At 59.6% G+C, this 23210-nt stretch carries 21 protein-coding genes; 8 read left to right on the top strand and 13 right to left on the bottom strand.

Annotation, left to right across the window (positions count from 1 at the left end):
• Positions 1-42: 42 nt before the first annotated feature.
• From ACZZ0G_RS09775 to ACZZ0G_RS09760, 4 genes are read right to left on the bottom strand one after another with little or no spacing between them, the layout of a single operon-like run.
• Positions 43-339 carry a DUF167 domain-containing protein gene (locus ACZZ0G_RS09775; RefSeq protein ID WP_007913642.1) on the bottom strand — a complete coding sequence of 99 codons (297 nt, stop codon included), beginning with the start codon at positions 337-339 and terminating at the stop codon, positions 43-45.
• Positions 336-926 (bottom strand): YggT family protein, encoded by a 591-nt coding sequence (locus ACZZ0G_RS09770; RefSeq protein ID WP_221732387.1) that lies wholly within the window; start codon positions 924-926, stop codon positions 336-338. Before ACZZ0G_RS09770 ends, ACZZ0G_RS09775 begins: the two co-directional genes overlap by 4 nt.
• Before the next feature lie 10 nt (positions 927-936).
• Positions 937-1755 carry a pyrroline-5-carboxylate reductase gene (proC, locus tag ACZZ0G_RS09765; protein WP_463556015.1) on the bottom strand — a complete coding sequence of 273 codons (819 nt, stop codon included), beginning with the start codon at positions 1753-1755 and terminating at the stop codon, positions 937-939.
• Positions 1756-1778: 23 nt separating this feature from the next.
• Entirely contained in the window at positions 1779-2465 is a 687-nt protein-coding gene (locus tag ACZZ0G_RS09760; RefSeq protein WP_463556014.1) for a YggS family pyridoxal phosphate-dependent enzyme, read from the bottom strand.
• A gap of 56 nt (positions 2466-2521) precedes the next feature.
• On the opposite strand from ACZZ0G_RS09760, the gene ACZZ0G_RS09755 reads away from it, so the two are divergent.
• Positions 2522-3556, top strand: a complete 1035-nt coding sequence (locus tag ACZZ0G_RS09755; protein ID WP_463556013.1) for a type IV pilus twitching motility protein PilT — start codon at positions 2522-2524, stop codon at positions 3554-3556.
• 125 nt (positions 3557-3681) lie between these two features.
• Here the strand turns inward: ACZZ0G_RS09755 and ACZZ0G_RS09750 are convergent, their stop codons facing one another.
• On the bottom strand, positions 3682-4299 hold the full coding sequence (locus ACZZ0G_RS09750; protein ID WP_016985978.1) for a C40 family peptidase: 618 nt from the start codon (positions 4297-4299) through the stop codon (positions 3682-3684).
• Positions 4300-4547: 248 nt separating this feature from the next.
• Between ACZZ0G_RS09750 and ACZZ0G_RS09745 the strand changes: the two genes are divergently transcribed.
• Entirely contained in the window at positions 4548-4979 is a 432-nt protein-coding gene (locus ACZZ0G_RS09745) for an NINE protein (protein WP_463556012.1), read from the top strand.
• A 515-nt stretch (positions 4980-5494) separates the two neighbouring features.
• Here the strand turns inward: ACZZ0G_RS09745 and ACZZ0G_RS09740 are convergent.
• From ACZZ0G_RS09740 to gshB, 8 genes are all read right to left on the bottom strand, one after another.
• Positions 5495-6481, bottom strand: a complete 987-nt coding sequence (locus tag ACZZ0G_RS09740; protein ID WP_463556011.1) for a lipid II-degrading bacteriocin — start codon at positions 6479-6481, stop codon at positions 5495-5497.
• A 318-nt stretch (positions 6482-6799) separates the two neighbouring features.
• Positions 6800-8071: a dihydroorotase gene (locus tag ACZZ0G_RS09735; RefSeq protein WP_463556010.1), complete on the bottom strand. Its 1272-nt coding sequence runs from the start codon at positions 8069-8071 to the stop codon at positions 6800-6802.
• Positions 8068-9072 carry an aspartate carbamoyltransferase catalytic subunit gene (locus ACZZ0G_RS09730; protein ID WP_007913665.1) on the bottom strand — a complete coding sequence of 335 codons (1005 nt, stop codon included), beginning with the start codon at positions 9070-9072 and terminating at the stop codon, positions 8068-8070. The genes ACZZ0G_RS09735 and ACZZ0G_RS09730 overlap by 4 nt, the downstream gene beginning before the upstream one ends.
• A gap of 27 nt (positions 9073-9099) precedes the next feature.
• Entirely contained in the window at positions 9100-9606 is a 507-nt protein-coding gene (gene pyrR, locus ACZZ0G_RS09725) for a bifunctional pyr operon transcriptional regulator/uracil phosphoribosyltransferase PyrR (protein WP_463556009.1), read from the bottom strand.
• Between the two features lie 80 nt (positions 9607-9686).
• Entirely contained in the window at positions 9687-10124 is a 438-nt protein-coding gene (gene ruvX, locus ACZZ0G_RS09720) for a Holliday junction resolvase RuvX (RefSeq protein WP_064589634.1), read from the bottom strand.
• A complete protein-coding gene (locus tag ACZZ0G_RS09715; RefSeq protein ID WP_223027620.1) occupies positions 10124-10696 on the bottom strand; it encodes a YqgE/AlgH family protein in 573 nt (190 codons plus the stop codon). The genes ruvX and ACZZ0G_RS09715 overlap by 1 nt, the downstream gene beginning before the upstream one ends.
• A gap of 134 nt (positions 10697-10830) precedes the next feature.
• Positions 10831-11730: an energy transducer TonB gene (locus ACZZ0G_RS09710; protein WP_463556008.1), complete on the bottom strand. Its 900-nt coding sequence runs from the start codon at positions 11728-11730 to the stop codon at positions 10831-10833.
• A 173-nt stretch (positions 11731-11903) separates the two neighbouring features.
• Positions 11904-12875, bottom strand: a complete 972-nt coding sequence (gene gshB, locus ACZZ0G_RS09705; protein WP_463556007.1) for a glutathione synthase — start codon at positions 12873-12875, stop codon at positions 11904-11906.
• Between the two features lie 225 nt (positions 12876-13100).
• Here gshB and pilG point away from each other — a divergent pair, with 225 nt between their 5' ends.
• The 6 genes from pilG (at position 13101) to ACZZ0G_RS09675 (ending at position 23080) form a co-directional block, all read left to right on the top strand.
• On the top strand, positions 13101-13505 hold the full coding sequence (pilG, locus tag ACZZ0G_RS09700) for a twitching motility response regulator PilG (protein ID WP_007913673.1): 405 nt from the start codon (positions 13101-13103) through the stop codon (positions 13503-13505).
• A gap of 60 nt (positions 13506-13565) precedes the next feature.
• Positions 13566-13931: a twitching motility response regulator PilH gene (gene pilH, locus ACZZ0G_RS09695; RefSeq protein ID WP_122596931.1), complete on the top strand. Its 366-nt coding sequence runs from the start codon at positions 13566-13568 to the stop codon at positions 13929-13931.
• A gap of 10 nt (positions 13932-13941) precedes the next feature.
• Positions 13942-14481 (top strand): chemotaxis protein CheW, encoded by a 540-nt coding sequence (locus ACZZ0G_RS09690; RefSeq protein ID WP_095049470.1) that lies wholly within the window; start codon positions 13942-13944, stop codon positions 14479-14481.
• A gap of 154 nt (positions 14482-14635) precedes the next feature.
• Positions 14636-16696 (top strand): methyl-accepting chemotaxis protein, encoded by a 2061-nt coding sequence (locus ACZZ0G_RS09685; protein WP_463556006.1) that lies wholly within the window; start codon positions 14636-14638, stop codon positions 16694-16696.
• An 11-nt stretch (positions 16697-16707) separates the two neighbouring features.
• On the top strand, positions 16708-22617 hold the full coding sequence (locus ACZZ0G_RS09680; protein ID WP_463556005.1) for a hybrid sensor histidine kinase/response regulator: 5910 nt from the start codon (positions 16708-16710) through the stop codon (positions 22615-22617).
• Positions 22610-23080: a chemotaxis protein CheW gene (locus ACZZ0G_RS09675; protein ID WP_397483413.1), complete on the top strand. Its 471-nt coding sequence runs from the start codon at positions 22610-22612 to the stop codon at positions 23078-23080. Before ACZZ0G_RS09680 ends, ACZZ0G_RS09675 begins: the two co-directional genes overlap by 8 nt.
• The last annotated feature ends 130 nt before the right edge of the window (positions 23081-23210 follow it).

The raw sequence follows: 23210 nt of genomic DNA, 5'->3' as shown, positions 1-23210 counted from the left end.
AGGGGGAGAGGGCTGGGGTGAGGGGCGCAGACGCCGCAAAACTCAAGACAAGCGCCCAACCAACCCAGGCAAATCCGGCAACTTCTTCGGCGAGCAAATCTTCACCCGCTTCTGCCGGTTCAACTCGCCGCTGAGCAAACTGACCTGGCTCTTGGAAACGCCAAACGCCTTGGCCAGAAAGCCCATCAGATACGCATTCGCCTTGCCCTCAACCGGCGGCGCGGTCAGGCGGATCTTCAAACGATCACCGTGCAGCCCGGCGAAGTCATCGCTGCGGGCTGCCGGTTGCAGGTGACACTCAAGGATCAAGTCGTCACCGTCCCATCGAAACCAGCTCACATCAGCAGACGGAGGATTTCCGGCATCATCGTCATCGCCGCCAGATTGTTGATCACCAGCATGTCGATCAGCTTCAGCGCGAGGAAGGCGAAGATCGGCGACAGATCCAGCCCGCCGAGGTTAGGCAGGAAACGGCGGAACGGTGCCAGCGCCGGTTCGCAGATCTGATTGACCAGCTCAGCGCCCGGATTGTGGCTGCCCGGCGCGACCCACGACAGAATCACGCTGATGATCAGGGCGAAGAAGAAGATCTTCAGGAACAGCGCGGTCACGCCAATGATCGACCAGATAAACAGTTGCAGCGGGTTGCCAGTGGTGCCGTAAGTCAGCAGCAGGGTCAGCGCCATCAGCGCCAGTTGCACCAGGATCGCCAGGACCAGCGACGACATGTCGAGGCCGAACAGGCTCGGGATGATCCGGCGCAGTGGCTTGAGCAGCGGCTGGGTGGCTTTGACGATGAACTGGCACAGCGGATTGTAGAAGTTCGCCCGTACCAGTTGCAGAACGAAGCGCAGCAGCACGATCAGCAGGTACAGGCTGCCGAGGGTTTGCAGCACGTAAACCGCTGCAGTGTTCAATCCAATCATGTAAGGCTCCTTATTTGCCCAGTTGTTCGGCCATTTCGGCCGAGCGGTGCGCGGCGGCGCCGAGTGCGGTTTCGACCAGGGCTTCGAAGCCATTGGCCTGGAATGATTTGATCGCGGCTTCGGTGGTGCCATTTGGCGAGGTCACGCGACGACGCAGTTCGGCAGCGTCAACGTCGCTGGAAACAGCCATGTGCGCGGCACCCAGCGCGGTCTGCAGAGTCAGTTGTTCTGCGACGTCTTTCGGCAGGCCGAGTTTTACGCCAGCAGCGGTCATCGCTTCGATCAGCAGGAAGAAATACGCCGGGCCGGAACCGGACACGGCGGTCACGGCGTCCAGTTGCTGTTCTTCATTCAGCCACAGGGCGATGCCGACGGCGGACAGCAGTTCTTCGGCTTGCTGACGCTGCTCGGCAGTCACTTCGCCGGTCGCGTACAAACCGCTGACACCCTGACGCAGCAGTGCCGGGGTGTTCGGCATGCAGCGCACGATCGGCTGCTCGCCGAGCCACGCGGTCATGCTTGCGCAAGTGATGCCGGCGGCAATCGATACCACCAGTTGATTCGGTTTCAGGCTCGGGCGAATTGCTTCGCACACGGCTTTCATTGCCTGCGGCTTGACCGCCAGCACGATCACATCGACGCCGTCGATGGCCTGGGCGTTGTCAGCGAAGGTTTCGATGCCGTGTTCGGCGCTGACCTTGGCGCGGGTTTCTTCACCCGGGTCGCTGGCGCGGATGTGGGCAGCTTCCAGACCCTTGGCGCGCAGGCCGCCGATCAGACTGGCCGCCATGTTGCCCGCACCGATAAACGCAATACGTGTGTTGCTCATGTGTGGTCCTTATCTGGAAACGTTCAAGATTGGGAATAGTCGCGGGCGCCGAACAGGGCCGTACCGATGCGGACCCAAGTGGCGCCTTGAGCAATGGCCGACTCGAGGTCGTGGCTCATGCCCATGGACAGTGTGTCGAGCGGCAGATTGAGGCTCGCCTGCAACTTCTGCACAGCGGCGAAAGCCGCATCCTGCTCGGCGCGATCTTCGGTCGGCTCGGGAATCGCCATCAGCCCACGCAGTTTCAACCTGGGCAAGGCGCTGATGGCTGCGGCCAATGCTGGCAAGTCAGTCGGGGTGCAGCCGGATTTGCTGGCTTCACCGCTGACGTTGACCTGAATGCAGATGTTCAGCGGCGGCAGCTCGGCCGGGCGCTGTTCGGACAGGCGTTGAGCGATTTTCAGGCGATCCACGGAGTGCACCCAGTCGAAATGCTCGGCAATCGCACGAGTCTTGTTCGATTGAATGGGGCCGATGAAGTGCCAGATCAAGGGCAGGTCGGCCAGTTCGAGCTGTTTGCCCAGGGCTTCCTGCAGGTAGTTCTCGCCAAAATCGCGCAGACCGGCGGCATACGCTTCGCGCAGCGCCTCGGCGGGTTTGGTTTTGCTCACGGCGAGCAACTGGACGCTGTTTTCAGGACGGTGTGCGGCTTGGGTCGCGGTCTGGATGCGCGAACCAACCTGAAGAATGTTGTCTGCTATCGTGGACATCAATAGGCGCCGGCGGTCTGAAGGTTCGCGGCATTCTACTGGAATTGAGGAGCGCTATGGATATCACTGAACTGCTGGCCTTCAGCGCCAAACAAGGCGCTTCCGACCTGCACCTGTCGGCCGGTCTGCCGCCGATGATCCGCGTCGATGGCGATGTGCGGCGGATCAATCTGCCGCCGCTGGATCACAAGCAAGTGCACGAATTGATCTACGACATCATGAACGATACCCAGCGGGTCGACTTCGAGAAACATCTGGAAACCGACTTTTCCTTCGAAGTGCCGGGTGTCGCGCGCTTTCGGGTCAACGCCTTCAACCAGAACCGTGGTGCCGGGGCGGTGTTTCGTACCATCCCGTCGAAAGTGCTGAGCATGGAAGACCTCGGCATGGGTGATGTCTTTCGCAAGATCACCGATGCGCCACGTGGGTTGGTGCTGGTCACCGGGCCGACCGGTTCGGGCAAGTCGACCACGCTGGCGGCGATGATCGATTACCTCAATACCCACCGCCATCACCACATTCTCACCATCGAAGACCCGATCGAATTCGTTCACGAATCGCGCAAATGCCTGATCAATCAGCGCGAAGTTCATCGTGATACCCGCAGTTTTGCCACTGCTTTACGTTCGGCGTTGCGCGAAGACCCCGACGTGATTCTGGTGGGTGAAATGCGCGATCTGGAAACCATTCGTTTGGCGCTGACCGCCGCCGAGACCGGGCATTTGGTGTTCGGCACGCTGCACACCACATCGGCGGCAAAAACCATCGACCGTGTGGTGGATGTGTTCCCCGGTGACGAGAAGTCGATGGTCCGTTCGATGCTGTCGGAGTCGTTGCTGGCGGTGGTTTCGCAGACGCTGATCAAGAAGATTGGCGGCGGGCGGGTGGCGGCGCACGAGATCATGCTGGGCACGTCGGCGATCCGTAACCTGATCCGTGAGGACAAGGTGGCGCAGATGTATTCGGCGATTCAGACGGGTGGGTCGCTGGGGATGCAGACACTGGACATGTGCCTGAAGGATCTGGTGACCAAGGGCTTGATCAGCCGCGAACATGCACGGGAGAAGGCGCGTACGCCGGATAATTTCTGAGGGAGTGATCGTTCCCACGCGCCGCAAAGGAATGCAGCCCGGGACGCTCTGCGTCCCTGCCGAAGCGGACGCGGAGCGTCCATTGAGGCATTCCCACTCGGAGCGTGGGAACGATCGGTATGGTGTTAGCGTTGAACCACGCGCATCTGGCTCTGTTCTTTCGGCAACACACGCTTGGCCACCACGTAGTGCTGCTGCCAGTACGGCTTGTTCAACGTATCGATGCTCACCGCTTTGCCACGACGCGGTGCGTGGATGAAGCGGTCGTTGCCCAGGTAGATGGCAACGTGGTTGACCCGACGGCTCTTGATGTTGAAGAAAATCAGGTCGCCCGGCTTCAGATCCTTGCGCTCGACTTTTTCGCCGTGACCGCTGGCCATGGCGTTCGAGGTGCGTGGCAGGTCGAACGTGGCGTCGTTGAACGCGTATTTCACCAGACCGCTGCAATCGAAGCCTTTACTTGGGCTGCTGCCGCCCCAACGATAAGGTGTACCGAGGACGTTGACCGCACGGCTCAGCACATTGCTGCTTTCCTTGCTAGCCATCGGTGGCACCAGCTTGCTGTGGCTCTTGCTGCTCAGCGTGGTGGTTTTGCTTTTGCTGCTTTTGCTCGAAGGAGCCGAAGCATGGGATTTAGGGGTAAAGCCGTTAACGTTAGGAAGACGTTGCTCACGATTGGTGGCGTGGGCGGCCAGTGGCATTAATAGGCAGATGGTTAGCCATGTCTTGAAAAATGGTCGCATTAGGCGTGGCTCTTAAGTGATAGCGCGCAACTTTATAACAGAGTTTTTTTTCATTCCGAGGCCGTTGGTCGATTCACTTGGCTGCCAACGGAACCAAATAAGCGGTAAATGGACGCAATTGTCCGACAGAAGTCAGGTGTTATAAGGCTTTGACGCTAGCAACGGTAACATTTGCCATACGTCGGCTACCTGTAAAAAAGTCACAAAGAATTCAAGAATATTTATCTATCGAGTGAATCGAGGTCTTCATGAACCCCTATCAACAATTTGTTCAGAAGCAAGATACGCACAGCAAAATCATCGGCTATCTGCTGTGGATTTTCGGTTTTACCGGTGCTCACCGCTTCTATTACGGCAAGCCGGTGACCGGGACGATCTGGTTTTTTACCTTGGGTCTGCTGGGTATTGGCTGGCTGATCGACGTGTTTCTGATTCCGGCAATGGATCGCGAGGCGGATCTGCGTTTTACCGCGGGGCCGATCGAGTACAACGTGGCGTGGATTCTGCTGACGTTCCTTGGCGCACTGGGCGTGCACCGGATGTATCAGGGCAAGTGGATCAGTGGGCTGATCTATCTGCTGACGGGCGGGTTGTTCTTTCTGGGGGTGCTGTATGACTTCTGGACGCTGAATGATCAGGTTTCGGTGCGCAACGCGCAGAATCGCGGTGCTTTCCAGTAAACATGAGAGACTTGCCAGACCGCTTAGAGGAACGGTTTGGCAAATCCCTCGAAGAGTTGTTTTGCAATGTATTATTTCAGTTGGGCAAATGTGCTTACTTGAAAAGCGATAAACGTGATTGCGCTAGCAACGTAAAATATTGCGATGACTGCATGGTTCGGTATCGACCAATAAACAATACTTTCCACAAGAGTCGCCAGTGACACCGCGGCAAGAAAATATGCTGGTATTTTTCGGATTAGGCTTGTAGAGGAGCGAGTGCGTGACTTTCGCAATAATAAAATCTGCACTAGGTGGTTAAGTGTCAGTGTCAACCATATAGCAAGCATTATGCTAAAGGGGATGCCGATTGAATCTTGATTGGCATCGTATATTTGCGCTTCAAGATTTTTAGTGAGTATGAATGCGCCGGTGCAAAATGTGACTGCGAGCAAAATGAGGTATGTACAACTCGAAAATTTATAGAGTCTCTTCATTTGAGCTCCACTGAGCGGGCGTGGAAGATATTATAAAATCTACGGGGTCAGTTGAAAGCCAGTTCCGGTGAGTCGTATTTTTTGCTCCCCGAAAATATCGATCTCGTAATGCGTTCCGGAGAATACTCTACCTGCTGTTGTTAAGATTTCAAGCGCTGTTGATCTGTTACTGGCGTCGAAATCATAAGTATCGGTATACGCTCTGACGACGCCATCGAAAATCCAGGATCCTTGTACATCTCGCGTGAAACTTCCTTCCATGCTTAACGCTATTCTTCCTAGGTAAGCTCCGGTGACGTTGCTGTCATTGATGGTTGCGTAAGGGATCTTCGGATCAGATAAATAATAGGTGCCGGCCTCTCGGGTGCTGGCAATTGAATTGGCCAGTAGCGGCAGTTCGTTGGCCCTGACGTTCAGGCCGATATTGTTAATGCTCACTCTCATCCTCTCCCCGTTCCCCCACAGGTAGTGGGTGAAAGCTTTAATAGGGCTGAAAGTGCCTCCCGACAACTCGTTAGTCAATGTCTCGTAATTTAAATTGTATGGAGCTGTCGCTGAAACTTTGATCAGTGCTTCTATCGGGCTCAATTTCTGCTGCGCAGCAAATGCATCGGCCAGACTGAAGTTTATAATCTTGTTCTTGAAGTAGCCGTGACTAATAACAGCGGCGTTGTTGAGTAGGTAGTTATCGCTTTCAGTGATTCTCCACAAGTCACGAATACCTCCCAGAGCATTGTTATTTATTGCCTTGTTCACCATTTGGAGCTCATAGGTGAAAGCTTTGATGCCAGATTTCATTTCCAGCCAGGAATGGAACATATCCATTTCCGCTGAAGACAACACAGGCCCATCGCTTAAGGGAAGTGAGTAGGTTTGACCATCATGGTTGATAATGGCTTCTCCAGCGCCCTGCCAATCTGCCGTGGCGTAGGTTCCCCAGCTAAAACCATGGTTAACTGTAAAGCCACCAGAATTCCCTGTTGTGCCCTTGGTGACGATAGGTGGAAGCGTAAGTCCGTTTTTCATATGTTCATCCTTGTTGGTAATCGTCGTCCTTCTCGCAGGTTTTATATTAGGGGTGGCGTATCAAACTTGGATATGGAAATTTTGTAGTCTGTTTCTGATTGTGCCGAAGTTATTTGCGTAGGAAAGAAAGGTGTCGGAAATTTCTTTGTGGCTCGCTTGCCTTTTCCTACACCTGTTGATGGACGGCAAATAGCGGGAATTAGGCGAGTGGATGTGCTGGTTTGGGAAGGGAGTTGAGAATTTTAGTAATTAGACAATTGGTGTTACTAACCGAAGTCAAACAGATCGCAGCCCACTACAGGCTGCGATCATTAGAGTTTACGCTTGGTGACTGATCCGCCCATCCACCAGCGTATAGCGAACCACACCCGGCAAACTGTGCCCCAGGAACGGGCAGTTCTCGCCTTTCGACAACCAGTTCTCACCGGCCACCGTCGACGCCTGCGGATCGAACAGCACGATATCCGCCGCCCCACCCACCGCCAGTTTGCCCGCCGGCAGACGCAGCGCTTCAGCCGGGCCTGCGCTCAAACGCGCCAGCAAGGTAGGCAGATCCAGCAAACCATCCTCAACCAGCGTCATGGCCAATGGCAGCAACAGCTCAACGCTGCTGATGCCAGGCTCTGTCGCGCCGAACGGTGCCAGTTTGGCATCACGTTCGTGCGGCTGGTGATGGCTGGAAATCGCCGACACAACGCCGGACTTCACCGCTTCACGCAAACCATCGCGATCCGCACGCGTACGCAGCGGTGGCTGCACGTGATACAGACTACTAAAGTCGATCAATGCTTCGTCGGTCAGTATCAGCTGATACAACGCAACATCCGCCGTTACCTTCAAACCACGGGCCTGCGCCTGAGCGATCAGGGCAACGCCGCGAGCGCTGGTCAACTGGCTGAAGTGCGCCCGCACGCCGGTCTGTTCGACCAGCAGCAGATCCCGGGCCAGTGCCACGGTTTCAGCAGTTTCCGGAATGCCCGGCAGACCGAGGAAACTGGCAACCGCGCCTTCGTGGGCCAAACCACCTTCAGCCAGATCATGATCCTGCGAGTTGAAAATCACCGTCAGGTCGAAGGTCGCCGCGTATTCCAGCGCCCGGCACAAGGTGCGAGTGTTGCGGAAGCTCTCCAGACCGTTGCCGAATGCCACGCAACCAGCGTCGCGCAGCGCCACCAGCTCGGCCAGTTGCTCGCCGTCCAGGCCTTTGCTCAGCGCGCCAATCGGGAACACCTTGGTGTTGCCGGCTTCGCGGGCGCGATCGAGGATCAGCTCGGCGACGGCGGAAGTGTCGAGCACCGGTTTGGTTTTCGGCGGGCAGCACAGGCTGGTCACGCCACCGGCGGCCGCCGCGCGGGTTTCGCTAATGATCGAGCCTTTGCGGCTGTAGCCCGGCTCGCGCAGGGCAACGTTCAGATCGACCAATCCGGGAGCGGCGACAAGGCCTTGGGCGTCGATGGTTTCTACTGCCGTGAAACCCGCTGGGGCGGCGCCGAGGGCGACGATCTTGCAGGCTTCAACGTGAATGTCGGTGACTTGATCCAGGCCGCTGCTTGGATCGATGACGCGTGCGCCGAGAATGCTGAGCTTCACTGGGCGTTCTCCTGCTCGAATTGGCGCTGGGCAGTCTGCCCGCTCATGGCCATGGACAACACGGCCATACGAATCGCGATGCCGTAGGTCACCTGATTGAGGATCACAGAGTGCGGACCGTCTGCCACGGCGGACTCGATCTCCACCCCGCGGTTGATCGGCCCCGGGTGCATGACGATGCAGTCCGGTTTGGCCCCGGCCAGACGCGCGGTGGTCAGGCCGAACAGGCGGTAGAACTCGCCTTCGCTCGGCAGCAGGCCGCCGGTCATGCGTTCACGCTGCAGGCGCAGCATGATCACCACGTCGACGTCTTTCAGGCCTTCGGTCATGTCGGTGTAGACCTTCACGCCGTATTGCTCGATGCCGATCGGCAGCAGGGTTTTCGGCGCGATCACGCGGATGTCCGGGCAACCGAGGGTTTTCAGCGCGAGCATGTTCGAACGTGCAACCCGTGAGTGCAGGATGTCGCCAACGATGGCCACCGAGAGGTTTTCAAAGCCGCCTTTGTGCCGACGGATGGTGAGCATGTCGAGCATGCCCTGCGTCGGGTGCGCGTGACGGCCGTCGCCGCCGTTGATGATTGCCACTTGCGGGCAAACATGTTCGGCGATGAAGTGCGCGGCGCCGGAATCACCGTGGCGCACGACGAACATGTCGGCGGCCATGGCTTCGAGGTTGCGCAGGGTGTCGAGCAGGGTTTCCCCCTTGCTCGCCGACGAGGTCGACACGTTCAGGGTGATTACGTCCGCCGACAGCCGCTGGGCGGCCAGTTCGAAGGTGGTGCGGGTGCGCGTGGAGTTTTCGAAGAACACGTTGCACACGGTCTTGCCGCGCAGCAACGGGACTTTCTTCACCGCCCGGGCACCGACTTCAAGGAACGAGTCGGCAGTGTCGAGGATTTCCGTCAGCAACTCGCGGCGCAGGCCGTCGAGCGAGAGGAAGTGGCGCAGCTGGCCCTGATCATTGAGCTGCAGCGGGCGCTTGGTATCTAGAGGCGTCATCGCGAAGGGGACTCTCAATAGGGCGGATTAAAGGTTGAAGTCTTGCAGTTCGAGCGTCAGCGGCTCGGGGCCGGACAGCTTCACCCGTTCGTGGGCGGCCAGCGCCAAAGTCGCGCCGACTACGTTCGGGCGGATCGGCAGCTCACCGGCGTCGAGGTCCAGCAGGCAGACCAGGGTCACGCTGGCCGGGCGGCCGTAGTCGAACAATTCGTTCATGGCGGCGCGGATGGTGCGACCGCTCATCAGTACGTCGTCGATCAGCACCAGATGCTGGCCTTCGATCTCGAAGGGCAGGGCGGACGGGCGCACTTGCGGGTGCAAGCCGTTCTGGCTGAAGTCATCGCGGTAGAAGGACACGTCGAGTGTGCCCAGTGGCGCGTCGCTGCCCAATTCCTTGAGCAGAGCCTGTGCGACCCAGATGCCGCCGGTGCGAATGCCGATGTAACGCGGTTCAGTGATGTCACGCTGGGCAAGGTGCGCCTTGAGGCGGGTCGCCATCTGGCTGATCAGATCGGCGGGATTTGGCAGGCTCATGGTTGCTCCTTGTTGGGGGCGAGTCGGGTCCTTGGACGCGGCTCGGTTTTTCACTCAAAAGAAAAGCGCCGAAGCGCTTGTCAGGATTCAAACAATGCAGTGTTTTCATCGAGCCAGCCCTGCAACAGCAGAGCGGCGGCGATGGCGTCCACCGGATTGTCGCGGTAACTGCCTTTCTGACCGCCACGGGCCAGGCGCTCGCCTTTGGCCTCGAACGTGGTCAGGCGTTCGTCGTGGGTATAGAAAGGCAGATTGAAGCGGCCATTGAGGCGGCGGGCGAATTTCTCCGCGCGTACGCACATGTCGCTCGGCGTGCCGTCCATGTTCAGCGGCAGGCCGACGACCACGGCGTCGGGTTTCCATTCTTTTATAAGCGCTTCGACCTGGTTCCAGTCCGGCACCCCGTTCTGCGCCTTCAAGGTGCACAGCTCGCGGGCCTGGCCGGTAATCACCTGGCCGACCGCGACGCCGATCTGTTTGGTGCCGTAGTCGAAGCCGAGAATAAGGCGAAGGGCCATCAGGCGTGTCCTGCCTGGCTGGTCAGCAGGCTGAGGTTGATCCCCAGGTGCCGGGCCGCCGCTTCGAGGCGCAGTTCGCTGCTGGTGTTGAAGAGGATGTCGGCGTCGTACGGGCAGTTCAGCCAAGCGTTGTCGGCCAGCTCAGCTTCCAGCTGCCCGGCTTCCCAGCCGGCGTAACCGAGGGCGATCAGGCTTTTCGCCGGGCCGACGCCGTCAGCGATGGCGAACAGCACATCCTGCGAAGTCGACAGGGCCAGATCACCGTCCAGTTGCGCGGTGGCCTGGAAGGTTTTGCCCGCCGGATGCAGGACAAAACCGCGATCGGTCTGTACCGGACCGCCGATGAAAATCGGTACGTGCTGGCACAGTGCTGGCGGCTCGATGTCCGGGCGCAGTTGCTCAAGGATGTCGGCCAGATTCAGCTCTTGCGGCCGGTTGACCACAATCCCCATAGCTCCATTGGCCGTGTGCTCGACGATGTAGGTCAAGGTGTGGGCAAAGTTCGGGTCGGCCATGTGTGGCATGGCGATCAGGAATTGATGCTTGAGGTAGCTGGGGCTGACGTTTTTCATGTGCGCTAGTGTGGCGTTCGGGGGGCGAACTGACAAGCTGAAGCCGCCAAAAGATCGCAGCCTTCGGCAGCTCCTACATGTGAATGCAGGCCAATGTAGGAGCTGCCGAAGGCTGCGATCTTTTGATCTTGCCCTTAATTGCTCGAGAGCTTGTCGCCCCGGGCGAATTTCCAGGTACGAATGATTTCCAGACGGTCGATATCCGACAAGTCCCCGGTAAACGGCGCAAACGGTGCCGCCAGTCGGACGATGCGCTGCGCCGCCTGATCCAGCAGCGGTTGGCCGGAAGATTCCAGCACCAGCACTTCATACAGCGAGCCGTCGCGGTTGATCGAGACCATCAGGCGCAAATTGCCGTAGATCTGCTTGCGCCGGGCTTCTTCGGGGTAATTGAGGTTGCCGATGCGTTCGACCTTCTTGCGCCAGTCGTCCTTGTACCAGGCACCCTTATCGCGCATGGTCGAGGCGGCGCTCAAGCGGTGGATGCGTGGGCGCTTGGCGTACAGCTGTTGTTCCTTGGCCAGTTCGGCTTCGAGGCTGGCGATGTCGCTGGACAGCTGCGAGCTGTCGAATTCTGGCGCGTCGACTGTCGGTTTGACTTCGGTTTTGCTTTCTTCTTTCTTGGTCGGCGCTTTTTTCGGCTTCGGCGCGACGGTGGTCACCGCAGCCTTGGGCGCGGCTTCCTGCACTTCCGGCTTGGCGGCCGGGGGCGGGGTGACTTTCTTGACCTGATTGTCCTGGAACGGCGCCACTTCAGTGGTTTTCGGGATCGCCTTCTTGTCCAGCGTGCCGCTGCCTTCCTGATGCTCCTGAGCGAGAAAATCAGCCTTCTCCGGCTTCTTTTCGCTCTTGAAGGTGGCGAGGGTGATTTCCAGGGTTTTGCTGATTTGCTTGGGCTCGACCATCGTGAAGCCGATGCCGAGCAGCAGCGCCAAATGGATCAGCGCCGCGAGGAACAGGGTAAATCCGAGGCGATCGGCCGGGCGCACGCCACGGTGGGCGAGTTCTGCGGGCAGATCGGACGGGAGGGTCATGACAGAAAAACCAACATCGCGTTTTTAAAGGCACGGCATGATAACGCAATGTTGGTTTTTAGCTGCAAGCGACTAGCTTCAAGCGACAAGATGCATAAGGGCAGCTGCAAGTTTCGAGCGGCAAGCTGCAAGTAAAAGCTTGTAGCTCATGGCTTGCGGCTTGTAGCTGGCCGTCAGGCTTGCGGCTTGCGGCTCGTGGCTTGCAGCTTCTTCTCGATCGCATCCATCAGCATGCCGCCAATGTCAGTACCGAAGGCATTGTCGATTTCACGGATGCACGTCGGGCTGGTGACATTAATTTCGGTGAGGCTTTCGCCGATCACATCGAGACCAACGAACAGCAGGCCTTTCTCACGCAGGGTCGGGCCGACCTGAGCAGCAATCCAGCGATCCTTGTCAGTCAGCGGGCGCGCTTCACCACGGCCACCGGCGGCGAGGTTGCCACGGGTTTCGCCGAGTGCCGGAATCCGCGCCAGGCAGTAATCCACCGGCTCGCCGTCGATCATCAGGATGCGTTTGTCGCCGTCGACGATGGCCGGCAGGTAGCCCTGAATCATGATCTGCTGCTTGCCGTGCAAGGTCAGGGTTTCGAGGATCACCGACAGGTTCGGGTGGCCGGCGGTGTGGCGGAAGATCGACGAACCGCCCATGCCGTCCAGCGGCTTGAGGATCACGTCGCCGTGATGGTCGGCGAATTCACGCAGCACGTCCGGGCGACGGCTGACGATGGTCGGCGGCGTGCACTGCGGGAACAACGTGGCGAACAGCTTTTCATTGCAGTCGCGCAAGCTCTGCGGCTTGTTCACCACCAGCACGCCGGCGGTTTCGGCCTGTTCGAGCAGGTAGGTGGAATAGACGAACTCCATGTCGAACGGCGGATCCTTGCGCATCAGGATCACGTCCAGATCGCTCAGCAGGTTGTCCTGCTCGACGTCCAGTTCGAACCATTTGTCCGGGTTGGCGAAGACTTTCAGCGGCTTCATGCGCCCCCGTGCCTGGCCTTCGGCCTGATACAGGTCACTCTGCTCCATATAGAACAGTTCCCAACCACGCTTTTGCGCGGCCAGCAGCATGGCCAGCGAGCTATCCTTTTTATAGGAGATGCTGGCGATAGGGTCCATGACAATCCCGACGCGAACGCTCATTGGGTTTTCCTCGAAAATTGGCTACCGGATCGGTATTGAAAAAGTGCCGCCAGAGTGGCGCCGGGCGGGTTTTCGGTCAAGGAAAAACCCGTCGATAGATTGCATCTGGAGACTGTGCTAAAAAGGCTGCCAAGCGGTGCTGGCCCTTGAACATCAAGGGTTTCCAGCCATTACTCATCGCAAAACGGACAATTTGATTCGCAAAGGCGACGGTAGAGCCCTCTTATGGAACAGCAGTCCAGCGCCTTGAAGGTCATGGTGATCGACGACTCGAAAACGATTCGTCGCACAGCCGAAACATTGTTGAAAAATGTCGGGTGCGAAGTGATCACGGCGATCGACGGTTTCGACGCCCTGGCGAAGATCGCCGATAACCACCCCGGGATCATTTTTGTCGACATCATGATGCCGCGTCTGGATGGTTATCAGACCTGCGCTTTAATCAAGAACAACAGTGCATTCAAGGCCACGCCGGTGATCATGCTGTCATCGCGTGACGGGCTGTTCGACAAGGCCAAGGGGCGGATTGTCGGTTCTGATCAATTTTTGACCAAGCCTTTCAGCAAGGAAGAACTGCTCAACGCGATTCAGGCCCATGTTCCGGGCTTCGCCGCCGTTTTGCCGCAGTAAGACACGTACAGAGACACGCGGCCAGTGGGCCGGGGGTCGACAAGAAAAATGGGGAAAACCATGGCACGTATCCTGATCGTCGATGATTCGCCGACTGAAATGTACAAACTCACCGGCATGCTCGAAAAGCACGGCCATGAAGTGCTCAAGGCCGAAAACGGCGCCGACGGCGTGGCCCTGGCCCGTCAGGAAAAACCTGACGCGGTGCTGATGGACATCGTCATGCCCGGCCTCAACGGTTTTCAGGCGACTCGCCAGTTGACCAAGGACGCCGACACCAGCCACATCCCGGTGATCATCATCACCACCAAGGATCAGGAAACCGACAAGGTCTGGGGCACCCGTCAGGGCGCCAAGGACTACCTGACCAAACCGGTCGACGAAGAGACCCTGATCAAGACCCTGAACAACGTGCTCAAAGGCTGATCGCGCGACCATGAGCGAATCGCTGACCGCGTTCGAACTGCTCTGGCAAATCGACCAGCGCTGCCGCTTGCTGGCGGCGGACTTGCCATCGCAACCGGCACGCCAGGATCGCTGGAGCGGTATCGGCTTTCGTCTCGGCGAGCATTGGTATGTGGCGCCGATGGGCGAAGTCAGCGAAGTGCTGCATGAACCGCGCTTCACCCAGTTGCCCGGGGTCAAGCCGTGGGTCAAAGGCGTGGCTAACCTGCGCGGGCGGCTGCTGCCGATCATGGATTTGTGCGGATTTTTCGGGCATGAACTGTCGCCGCTGCGTAAACAGCGGCGGGTCTTGGTGGTCGAGCATGGCGATGTGTTCGCCGGGTTGATGGTCGATGAAGTCATTGGCTTGCAGCACTTTGAGCAGAACAGCTTTGAGCCGTTGTCGATCAGCAAACGCCAAGGCTCGAAGGCCGAGTTCGTCAAAGGCTACTTCCGCCGTGAGCAGAACTGGCGGGTGTTCAGCTTGTTTGCCCTGGCGAAATCCCCGGTGTTCATGAGCGTTGCGATATAACAGATTCAACACCGTCCCCTGTGGGAGCGAGCCTGCTCGCGAAGAGGGCGTGTCAGGCAAGATAAATATTGGCTGACCCAGCGCTTTCGCGAGCAAGCTCGCTCCCACAGGGATTGCAGCAGGCCTCAAAGGTGTGGGTTTAGGGCGAGGATCGATGACAAAAGCAAAAACAGGCAAGCCGGCGGAAGGATCGCGCAGTCGCTCGCAGATCATCGTGCTGTTCATCGCACTGATCGTATTCATCATGCTGCTGTTCGCCAACTTCGCGTACCTCAACACCCAGGCGAACTACGACAAACAGTACATCGGCCACGCCGGTGAACTGCGCGTGCTCTCGCAACGCATCGCCAAGAACGCCACCGAAGCCGCCGCCGGCAAGGCTGCCGCGTTCAAGTTGCTCAGCGATGCGCGCAACGATTTCGCCCAGCGCTGGGGTTATCTGAAGAAGGGCGATCCGGCCACCGGCCTGCCTCCCGCCCCGGCTACCGTGCGCCCGGAAATGCGCGCTGTGCAGCTGGATTGGGAGCGCCTGCTGAAAAACACCGACGCGATTCTCTCCAGCGAACAGACCGTGCTGTCGCTGCATCAGGTCGCCGCAACGCTGGCCGAAACCGTGCCGCAGTTGCAGATCGAATACGAAAAAGTCGTCGAAATCCTCCTCCAGCGTGGCGCCCCGGCCGCGCAAGTAGCGATGGCCCAGCGTCAGTCGCTGCTGGCCGAGCGCATTCTCGGCGCGGTCAACACCGTGCTCGCCGGCGACGAAAACTCCCAACAAGCCGCCGACGCCTTTGGCCGCGACGCCACCCGGTTTGGCCAAGTGCTCAACGGCATGCTGCAAGGCAACCCTGCGCTGAAGATCAGTCAGGTCGAAGACCGCGACGCCCGTGCGCGTCTGAGTGAAATCTCTGAGCTGTTCCAGTTCGTTTCCGGTTCCGTGGATGAAATCCTCGAAACCTCGCCAGAGCTGTTCAAGGTTCGCGAATCGGCGAGCAACATCTTCAGCCTCTCGCAAACCCTGCTCGACGAAGCCTCACACCTGGCCACCGGTTTTGAAAACCTGGCTGGCGGGCGCAACACCGACACCATCGGCGGCTATGTTTTGGGCTTGTTGGCGCTGGCCTCGATCATCCTCATCGGTCTGGTGATGGTCCGTGAGACCAATCGCCAGTTGCGCGAAACCGCCGAGAAGAACGAGCGCAACCAGAACGCGATCATGCGTCTGCTCGATGAAATTGAAGACCTCGCCGACGGCGACCTCACCGTGACCGCCTCGGTGACCGAAGACTTCACCGGCACCATCGCCGACTCGATCAACTACTCCGTCGACCAGTTGCGTGATCTGGTTGCGACCATCAACCTCACCGCCGGCCAGGTCGCCGCCGCCGTGCAGGAAACCCAAGCCACCGCCATGCATCTGGCGCAAGCCTCGGAGCATCAGGCCCAGCAGATTTCCGAAGCGTCGACGGCGATCAGCGACATGGCCGAATCCATCGATCAGGTTTCAGCCAACGCCGCCGAGTCTTCAGCGGTGGCCGAGCGTTCCGTGGAAATCGCCAACAAGGGCAACGAGGTGGTGCACAACACCATCCACGGCATGGACAACATTCGCGAGCAGATTCAAGACACCGCCAAACGCATCAAGCGCCTCGGCGAGTCGTCGCAGGAAATCGGCGACATCGTCAGCCTGATCGACGACATCGCCGACCAGACCAACATCCTCGCCCTCAACGCGGCGATTCAGGCGTCCATGGCCGGTGATGCCGGGCGCGGTTTTGCCGTGGTCGCTGACGAAGTGCAGCGCCTCGCCGAGCGCTCGTCCGCCGCCACCCGGCAGATCGAAACCCTGGTGCGGGCGATCCAGACCGACACCAACGAAGCCGTTATTTCCATGGAACAAACCACCACCGAAGTGGTGCGCGGCGCGCGACTGGCGCAGGATGCCGGTGTAGCCCTGGAAGAAATCGAAGGCGTGTCGAAGACCCTCGCCGCGCTGATTCAAAGCATCTCCAACGCGGCGCAGCAGCAGACGTCTTCCGCCGGGCAGATTTCCCTGACGATGAACGTGATCCAGCAGATCACCTCGCAGACCTCGTCCGGCTCCACGGCCACCGCCGAAAGCATCGGCAACCTGGCGAAAATGGCCAGTCAGCTGCGGCGCTCGGTGTCCGGATTCACCTTGCCGGCAGCGTCCGCGCCGGCGACGGATAAAGTGTGATCGGAGCGGTTATGGGTGATCGCCACGACTACGTGGCCCTCGAATGGGTCAAAGGCGAAATTGCCGAAACGCTGAAATTGGCGCATCAGGCGATTGAAGCCGTGCTTGATGATCCGCAGGCCTTTCCGGGGCTGGACGAGTGTCTGGATTACATCCATCAGGTCCACGGCAGCCTGCAGATGGTCGAGTTCTACGGCGCCGCGTTGCTCGCCGAAGAAATGGAGCATCTGGTCGAAGCCCTGCAACACGAGCGCGTCAGCCACCGCGACGAAGCGCTGCACCTGTTGTTGCAAGCCCTTGGGCAATTACCGATTTATCTCGACCGCGTGCAGAGCGCCCGGCGTGATCTGCCGCTGGTGGTGTTGCCGCTGATCAACGATCTGCGCAGCGCCCGCGGCGAAAGCCTGCTCTCGGAAACCAGCCTGTTCAGCCCGCAACTGCCCGAGCTGCCGCCGCTGCGGGCCGACGAACTCGCGCTGCTGGAGCCGGCCGAACTGCCGAACGTGCTGCGCAAATTACGCCAGATGTTGCAAATGGCTTTGGTCGGTTTGCTGCGCGAACAGGATGACCAGACGCACCTCGAGTATCTGGCGAAAGTCTTCACCCGCCTCGAAGCATTGAGCGGTCATGCGCCACTGAGCCCTTTGTGGCAGGTCGCCTCGGCGCTGGTCGAAGGCATGCGCGAAGGCGTCATCGCCAACAGCCCGGCGCTACGCAGCCTGTTCAAGGACGCCGACAAAGAGCTCAAGCGCTTGCTCGAGCAAGGCATGACTGGCCTCAACCAAGCGCCCCCGGCGGAGCTGCTGAAAAGCCTGTTGTTCTATATTGCCAAAGCCGAACATCCCACCGGGCAGATGCTGACCATGAAAGATCGCTACTCGCTGGACGACGCGTTGCCCGACAGCGCGATGGTCGATGAAGAACGCGCGCGCCTGGCCGGCCCCGATCGCGATGCGATGCGCTCGGTGCTCGCGGCACTGTGTGAAGAACTGGTGCGGGTCAAGGAACGCCTCGACCTGTTCGTACGCAGCGACCGTCAGCACACCTCGGATCTGGAGAGCCTGCTCGCACCGCTGCGGCAGATCGCCGACACCCTCGCCGTGCTCGGTTTCGGCCAGCCGCGCAAAGTCATCATCGATCAATTGGCCGTGGTGCTCAGCCTCGCCCAGGGCCAGCGCGAGCCGAATGACGCAATCCTCATGGACGTTGCCGGCGCGCTGCTCTACGTCGAAGCGACGCTGGCCGGCATGGTCGGCACCGTCGAGCCGGAAAGCCCGGAAGACGCGCGCCTGCCGACCACCGACCTGACGCAGATTCATCAGATCGTGATCAAGGAAGCACGCATCTGCCTGCAACAGGCCAAGGACATGATCGTCGACTACATCGACGCCGATTGGGATCGCCACCACCTGCAACCGTTGCCAGCGCTGCTGACTCAGGTGCGCGGTGCCCTGGCGATGATTCCGCTCAGTCGCGCGGCGAGTCTGGTCGAGGCTTGCAACGGGTTTATCCGCGAACATCTGTTGCTCGATCCCCACGAGCCAGGCTGGGAGCAACTGGATCGACTGGCCGATGTCATCAGCAGCCTTGAATATTACCTCGAACGCTTGAGCGACGATCCGCAGGCACCGGGCGAACAATTGCTTGATGTCGCGCAGAAATCCCTCGCCAGTCTGGGTTTCTTTCCCGATGAGCAGCCCGGCGCACAGCATGTGCCTGTGCTCGACGATGTGCTCAGCCCGAGCGAAGCGCTGGTGATGCAGGACATGCAGACGCTCGACGATCCCGAGATCGTGCAGTCGCTGGCCGACGTATTGGCCAGCCCGGTGTCAGCGGTCAATCCACCTGCATTGATGACGCCCGGCAGCCTGATGCCGCCGCCGGCCGATGAAGAACCGGTCGACGATGAACTGCGCGAAGTGTTCCTCGAAGAGACCGACGAAGTCCTCGAAGTCCTCCACGAATACCTGCCGCGCTGGTCGGCCTATCCGCAGGATCGCGATGCGCTAACTGAACTGCGCCGTGCCTTCCACACCCTCAAGGGCAGCGGGCGTATGGTCCGCGCGCTGATCCTTGGCGAGTTGGCCTGGTCGGTGGAAAACCTGCTCAACCGTGTGCTCGAACAAAGTGTCGAGCCCGGCTCGGTGGTGCCACAACTGCTCACCGACACGGTGCTGTTGTTGCCCGAGCTGATTAATGAATTCGCCACGAACAGCCAACGTCAGCGCAGCGATGTCGATCAACTCGCTGCCCGTGCCCACGCCTTGGCCAAGGGGGACGAGCCGCTGGCCGCCGAAGACGTCGACGATGTCGCGGCGCTCGATCCGCTGTTGCTGGAAATCTTCCGCAAAGAGGCCGAGACCCACCTCGCCAGCCTCAATCGCTTCCTTGATCAGGCCGCCGAGCATGTGCCGTTGCAGGCCAGCGATGAATTGCAGCGCGCCCTGCACACGCTCAAGGGCAGTGCGTCGATGGCTGGCGTGTTGCCGATTGCCGAACTCGCGGCACCGCTCGATCAACTGGCCCGCGAGTTCAAGGCGCACCAGTTGCCGCTGGACCTCGACGAAGTGGAGTTGCTACTGGAAGCCGAGGGACTGTTCCGCGTCGGCCTGCGTCAACTCAAGCATGATCCGCTGGCGCCGATTGTCGGTGCGCAGTCGCTGATCAAACGTTCGGAAACCCTGCTCGCCGAGCGCCTGGCGTCGATCCTCGATGCGCCCAATACCGGCCTGCGGATCAAGCGCGACCCCCAACTGATCAACAACTTCCTCGCCCAGGGCATGGACATCCTCCTCGACGCGGAAAACCTCTTGCAGCGCTGGCAGCAACATCCCGGCGAGCGTCAGGAACTCAGTGCGTTGCTGGATGAACTGACGACGCTTGGCGAAGGCGCGCACATGGCCGATCTGCTGCCGGTCGATGTGCTGTGTGAAGCCTTGCTCGACCTGTATGGCGCGGTGGAAGAAAGCAGCCTGGCGGTCAGTAAGCGGTTTTTCCAGGAAGCGCAAAACGCTCACGAAGCGCTGATCAACATGCTCGACGAACTGGCTGCCGGCCAGGAAGTCACGCCGCAGCCAGAACGTATTCGGGCCCTGCATGATCTGCTTGATGAGAGCCTCGATCCGTCGTCGATGGGCCTGATTCGCAGTGATGGCAGCCGCACCCTGAGCATCCGTGAACTGGGCAGCGCCACCGCTGAGTTGCAGCAAAAGGCAACGGCGCTTGAACCCGATGATGAGATTGTCGAGATCTTCCTAGAAGAGGCGGTTGACGTTCTCGACAGCTCAGGTCAAGCCTTGCAGCGTTGGCTGAGCGACCCGGATAACGTCGCGCCGCTGTCTTCGTTGCAGCGCGATTTGCATACGCTCAAGGGCGGCGCGCGGATGGCTGAAGTCGAGGCGATTGGCGATCTGGCACAGGAGCTGGAAAGCCTTTACGAAGGTCTGGCCGATCGTCGCTACCACTACAGCGAAAGCCTGGGGCGCTTACTGCTCAAGAGTCATGACCGTTTGGCGCTGTTGCTTGATCAGCTGCAAAATCATCAGCCGCTGACCCCGGCACAGGATCTGATCGACGCGATCCGTCAGTTTCGCCAAGGCCCAGTCGTTGCCGAAATGCCGCCAGCAACAACCGAACACGACAGCGCTGGCCATGATCCGGAGTTGCTGGAAATCTTCCTCGAAGAAGGTTTCGACATCATCGAGAACTCCGGCGCCGCGCTGTTGCGCTGGCAGGCCGAGCCGGGCAATCGTCAGGAAGTGGAAACCCTGCTGCGCGATCTGCACACCCTCAAGGGCGGCGCGCGGATGGTCGAGATCGGCCCGATCGGCGACCTCGCCCATGAGCTGGAATACCTTTACGAAAGTCTTTCCAGCGGCGCTTTGCAGCCGTCGGCGGAACTGTTTGCGCTGGTACAGCGTGGGCATGATCGTTTGGCGCAAATGCTTGATGGCGTGCGCGCGGGCCAGCCGTGTCCACCGGCCGATCGGCTGATCAATGCGATTCAGAATTTCAGCCATCCGGTGACGGTAGAAACGCCGCCAGTGCCACCTGTTCCGGTCAAGACTGACGCGGCGCCGCCGACTGCCGAAGCGGGCGCGGACATGGTCAAGGTCTCCGCCGAACTGCTCGACGAGCTGGTCAATCTGGCCGGGGAAACCTCGATCTTCCGTGGCCGTATCGAACAGCAAGTCAACGATGCGCAGATCGCGCTGAACGAGATGGAAACCACCATCGAGCGCATGCGCGATCAGTTGCGCCGCCTCGACACCGAAACCCAAGGGCGAATTCTCAGCCGTCAGCAAGTCGATGCCGAGCGCCTCGGCTACGAAGAGTTCGACCCGCTGGAAATGGACCGCCATTCGCAGTTGCAGCAGCTGTCGCGGGCGCTGTTCGAATCGGCCTCCGACTTGCTCGACCTCAAGGAAACCCTCGACCGCCGCAACCACGACGCCGAGAACCTGTTGCAGCAACAGGGCCGCATCAACACCGAATTGCAGGAAGGCCTGATGCGTACGCGCATGGTGCCGTTCGAACGGATGTTGCCGCGCCTGAAACGTATCGTCCGCCAGGTCGCCGAAGAGCTGAATAAAGACGTCGCCTTCGTCGTCGGCAACGCTGAAGGCGAGATGGATCGCAACGTGCTGGAACGCATGGCCGCGCCGCTGGAACACATGCTGCGCAACGCCGTCGACCATGGTCTGGAGTCCGCCGAGGTGCGGCTGGCAGCGGGTAAACCGGCGCAAGGGCAGATCAGCCTCGACCTGTCCCGCGAGGGCGGCGACATCGTTTTCGACATTCGCGACGACGGTGCCGGGGTGCCGCTGGAGGCGGTGCGCAAGAAGGCGATCAAACGCGGCATGCTCGCGCCGGAAGCCGAAATCAGCGACCGCGACGTGTTGCAGTTCATCCTTCAGCCGGGGTTTTCCACGGCGGAAAAGATCACCCAGATTTCCGGGCGTGGCGTTGGCATGGATGTGGTGCACGAAGAGGTGCGGCAGCTCGGCGGCAGCATGAGTATCGATTCGGTGCCGGGGCAGGGCGTGCATTTCCGTATTCGTCTGCCGTTCACCGTGTCGGTCAACCGTGCGCTGATGGTGCAGTGTGGCGAGGATCAATACGCGATTCCGCTGAACACCATCGAAGGCATCGTTCGCGTATTGCCGAATGATCTGGAAGGGCACTTCCGCCAGGATCCGCCGCGCTACCAGTACGGCGGCCAGACCCACGAACTGTGCTATCTCGGCGAACTGCTGAAAACCACGCCACGGCCAAAACTGCTGGGGCAGAACCTGCCGTTGCCGGTGCTGCTGGTGCACTACAACGACCGACGCATCGCCGTGCAGGTCGATACCATGGCCGGCACTCGCGAGATCGTGGTCAAGAGCCTTGGCGCACAATTTGCGGCGGTGCAGGGCGTGTCCGGGGCGACCATTCTTGGCGATGGCCGGGTGGTGCTGATTCTCGATTTGCTCGCGCCGATCCGCGCGATGCAGGCACGCGTTGCGCAGACGCCGACGCTGCCGGAGATCGACAGCGAACCGCACAAACCGCTGCTGGTGATGGTGGTCGACGACTCGGTCACCGTGCGCAAGGTCACCAGCCGTTTGCTCGAACGCCATGGCATGAACGTGCTCACGGCCAAGGACGGTGTCGACGCCATGCTGCTGCTCGAAGAACACATGCCCGACCTGATGCTGCTCGACATCGAAATGCCGCGCATGGACGGCTTCGAAGTCGCCACCCAGGTGCGCAATGACGAGCGTTTGCAACACCTGCCGATCATCATGATCACCTCACGCACCGGCCAGAAACACCGCGACCGCGCGATGGCGATTGGCGTCAACGACTACCTCGGCAAGCCGTATCAAGAGTCGGTGCTGCTTGAAAGCATTGCCCAATGGAGCAAGAAACATGCATGAGCGCCGGCATAATCAGCGCAGCAGCCAACTCACCGGGCTGCTGCTGCCGTTGGCGGATCGCAATCTGATCCTGCCTAACGTCGCTGTCGCCGAGTTGATCGACTATCAGGCCAGCGCCTTCGATCTGGACACGCCGCCGTGGTATCTGGGGCGCGTGAAGTGGCGTGAGCGGCAGATTCCGTTGCTGAGTTTCGAGTCGGCGTGCGGGCAGAAAATCGTCATCGGCGAGCGGGCGCGGATTGTCATCCTCAATGCCCTCGGCGGGTTGCCGGAACTGAAGTTCATTGCGCTTCTGGTGCAGGGGATTCCGCGGTCGTACAAGCTCGACAGTCAGTTGAGCTATGTCGATGTGCCGTTGTGTGCGCTGGAGCAGGCGGCGGTGCAGGTCGGGGAGCAAGTGGCGAAGGTGCCGGATTTGTTGGGGTTGGAGAGTTTGTTGGTGGACGCTGGGCTGGTCCATTGATCCAGAATTCATGTTGCTCTGACTGGCCCCATCGCTGGCAAGCCAGCTCCCACAGTGTCCGAGTTGTATTCGAATTCTGTGAACCACACAAAACCCTGTGGGAGCTGGCTTGCCAGCGATGAGGCCAGTT

Source organism: Pseudomonas sp. AC169, assembly GCF_979258515.1.
Note: the sequence above shows the minus strand (reverse complement) of the source record. Positions and strands in the feature narration are given on the sequence as shown.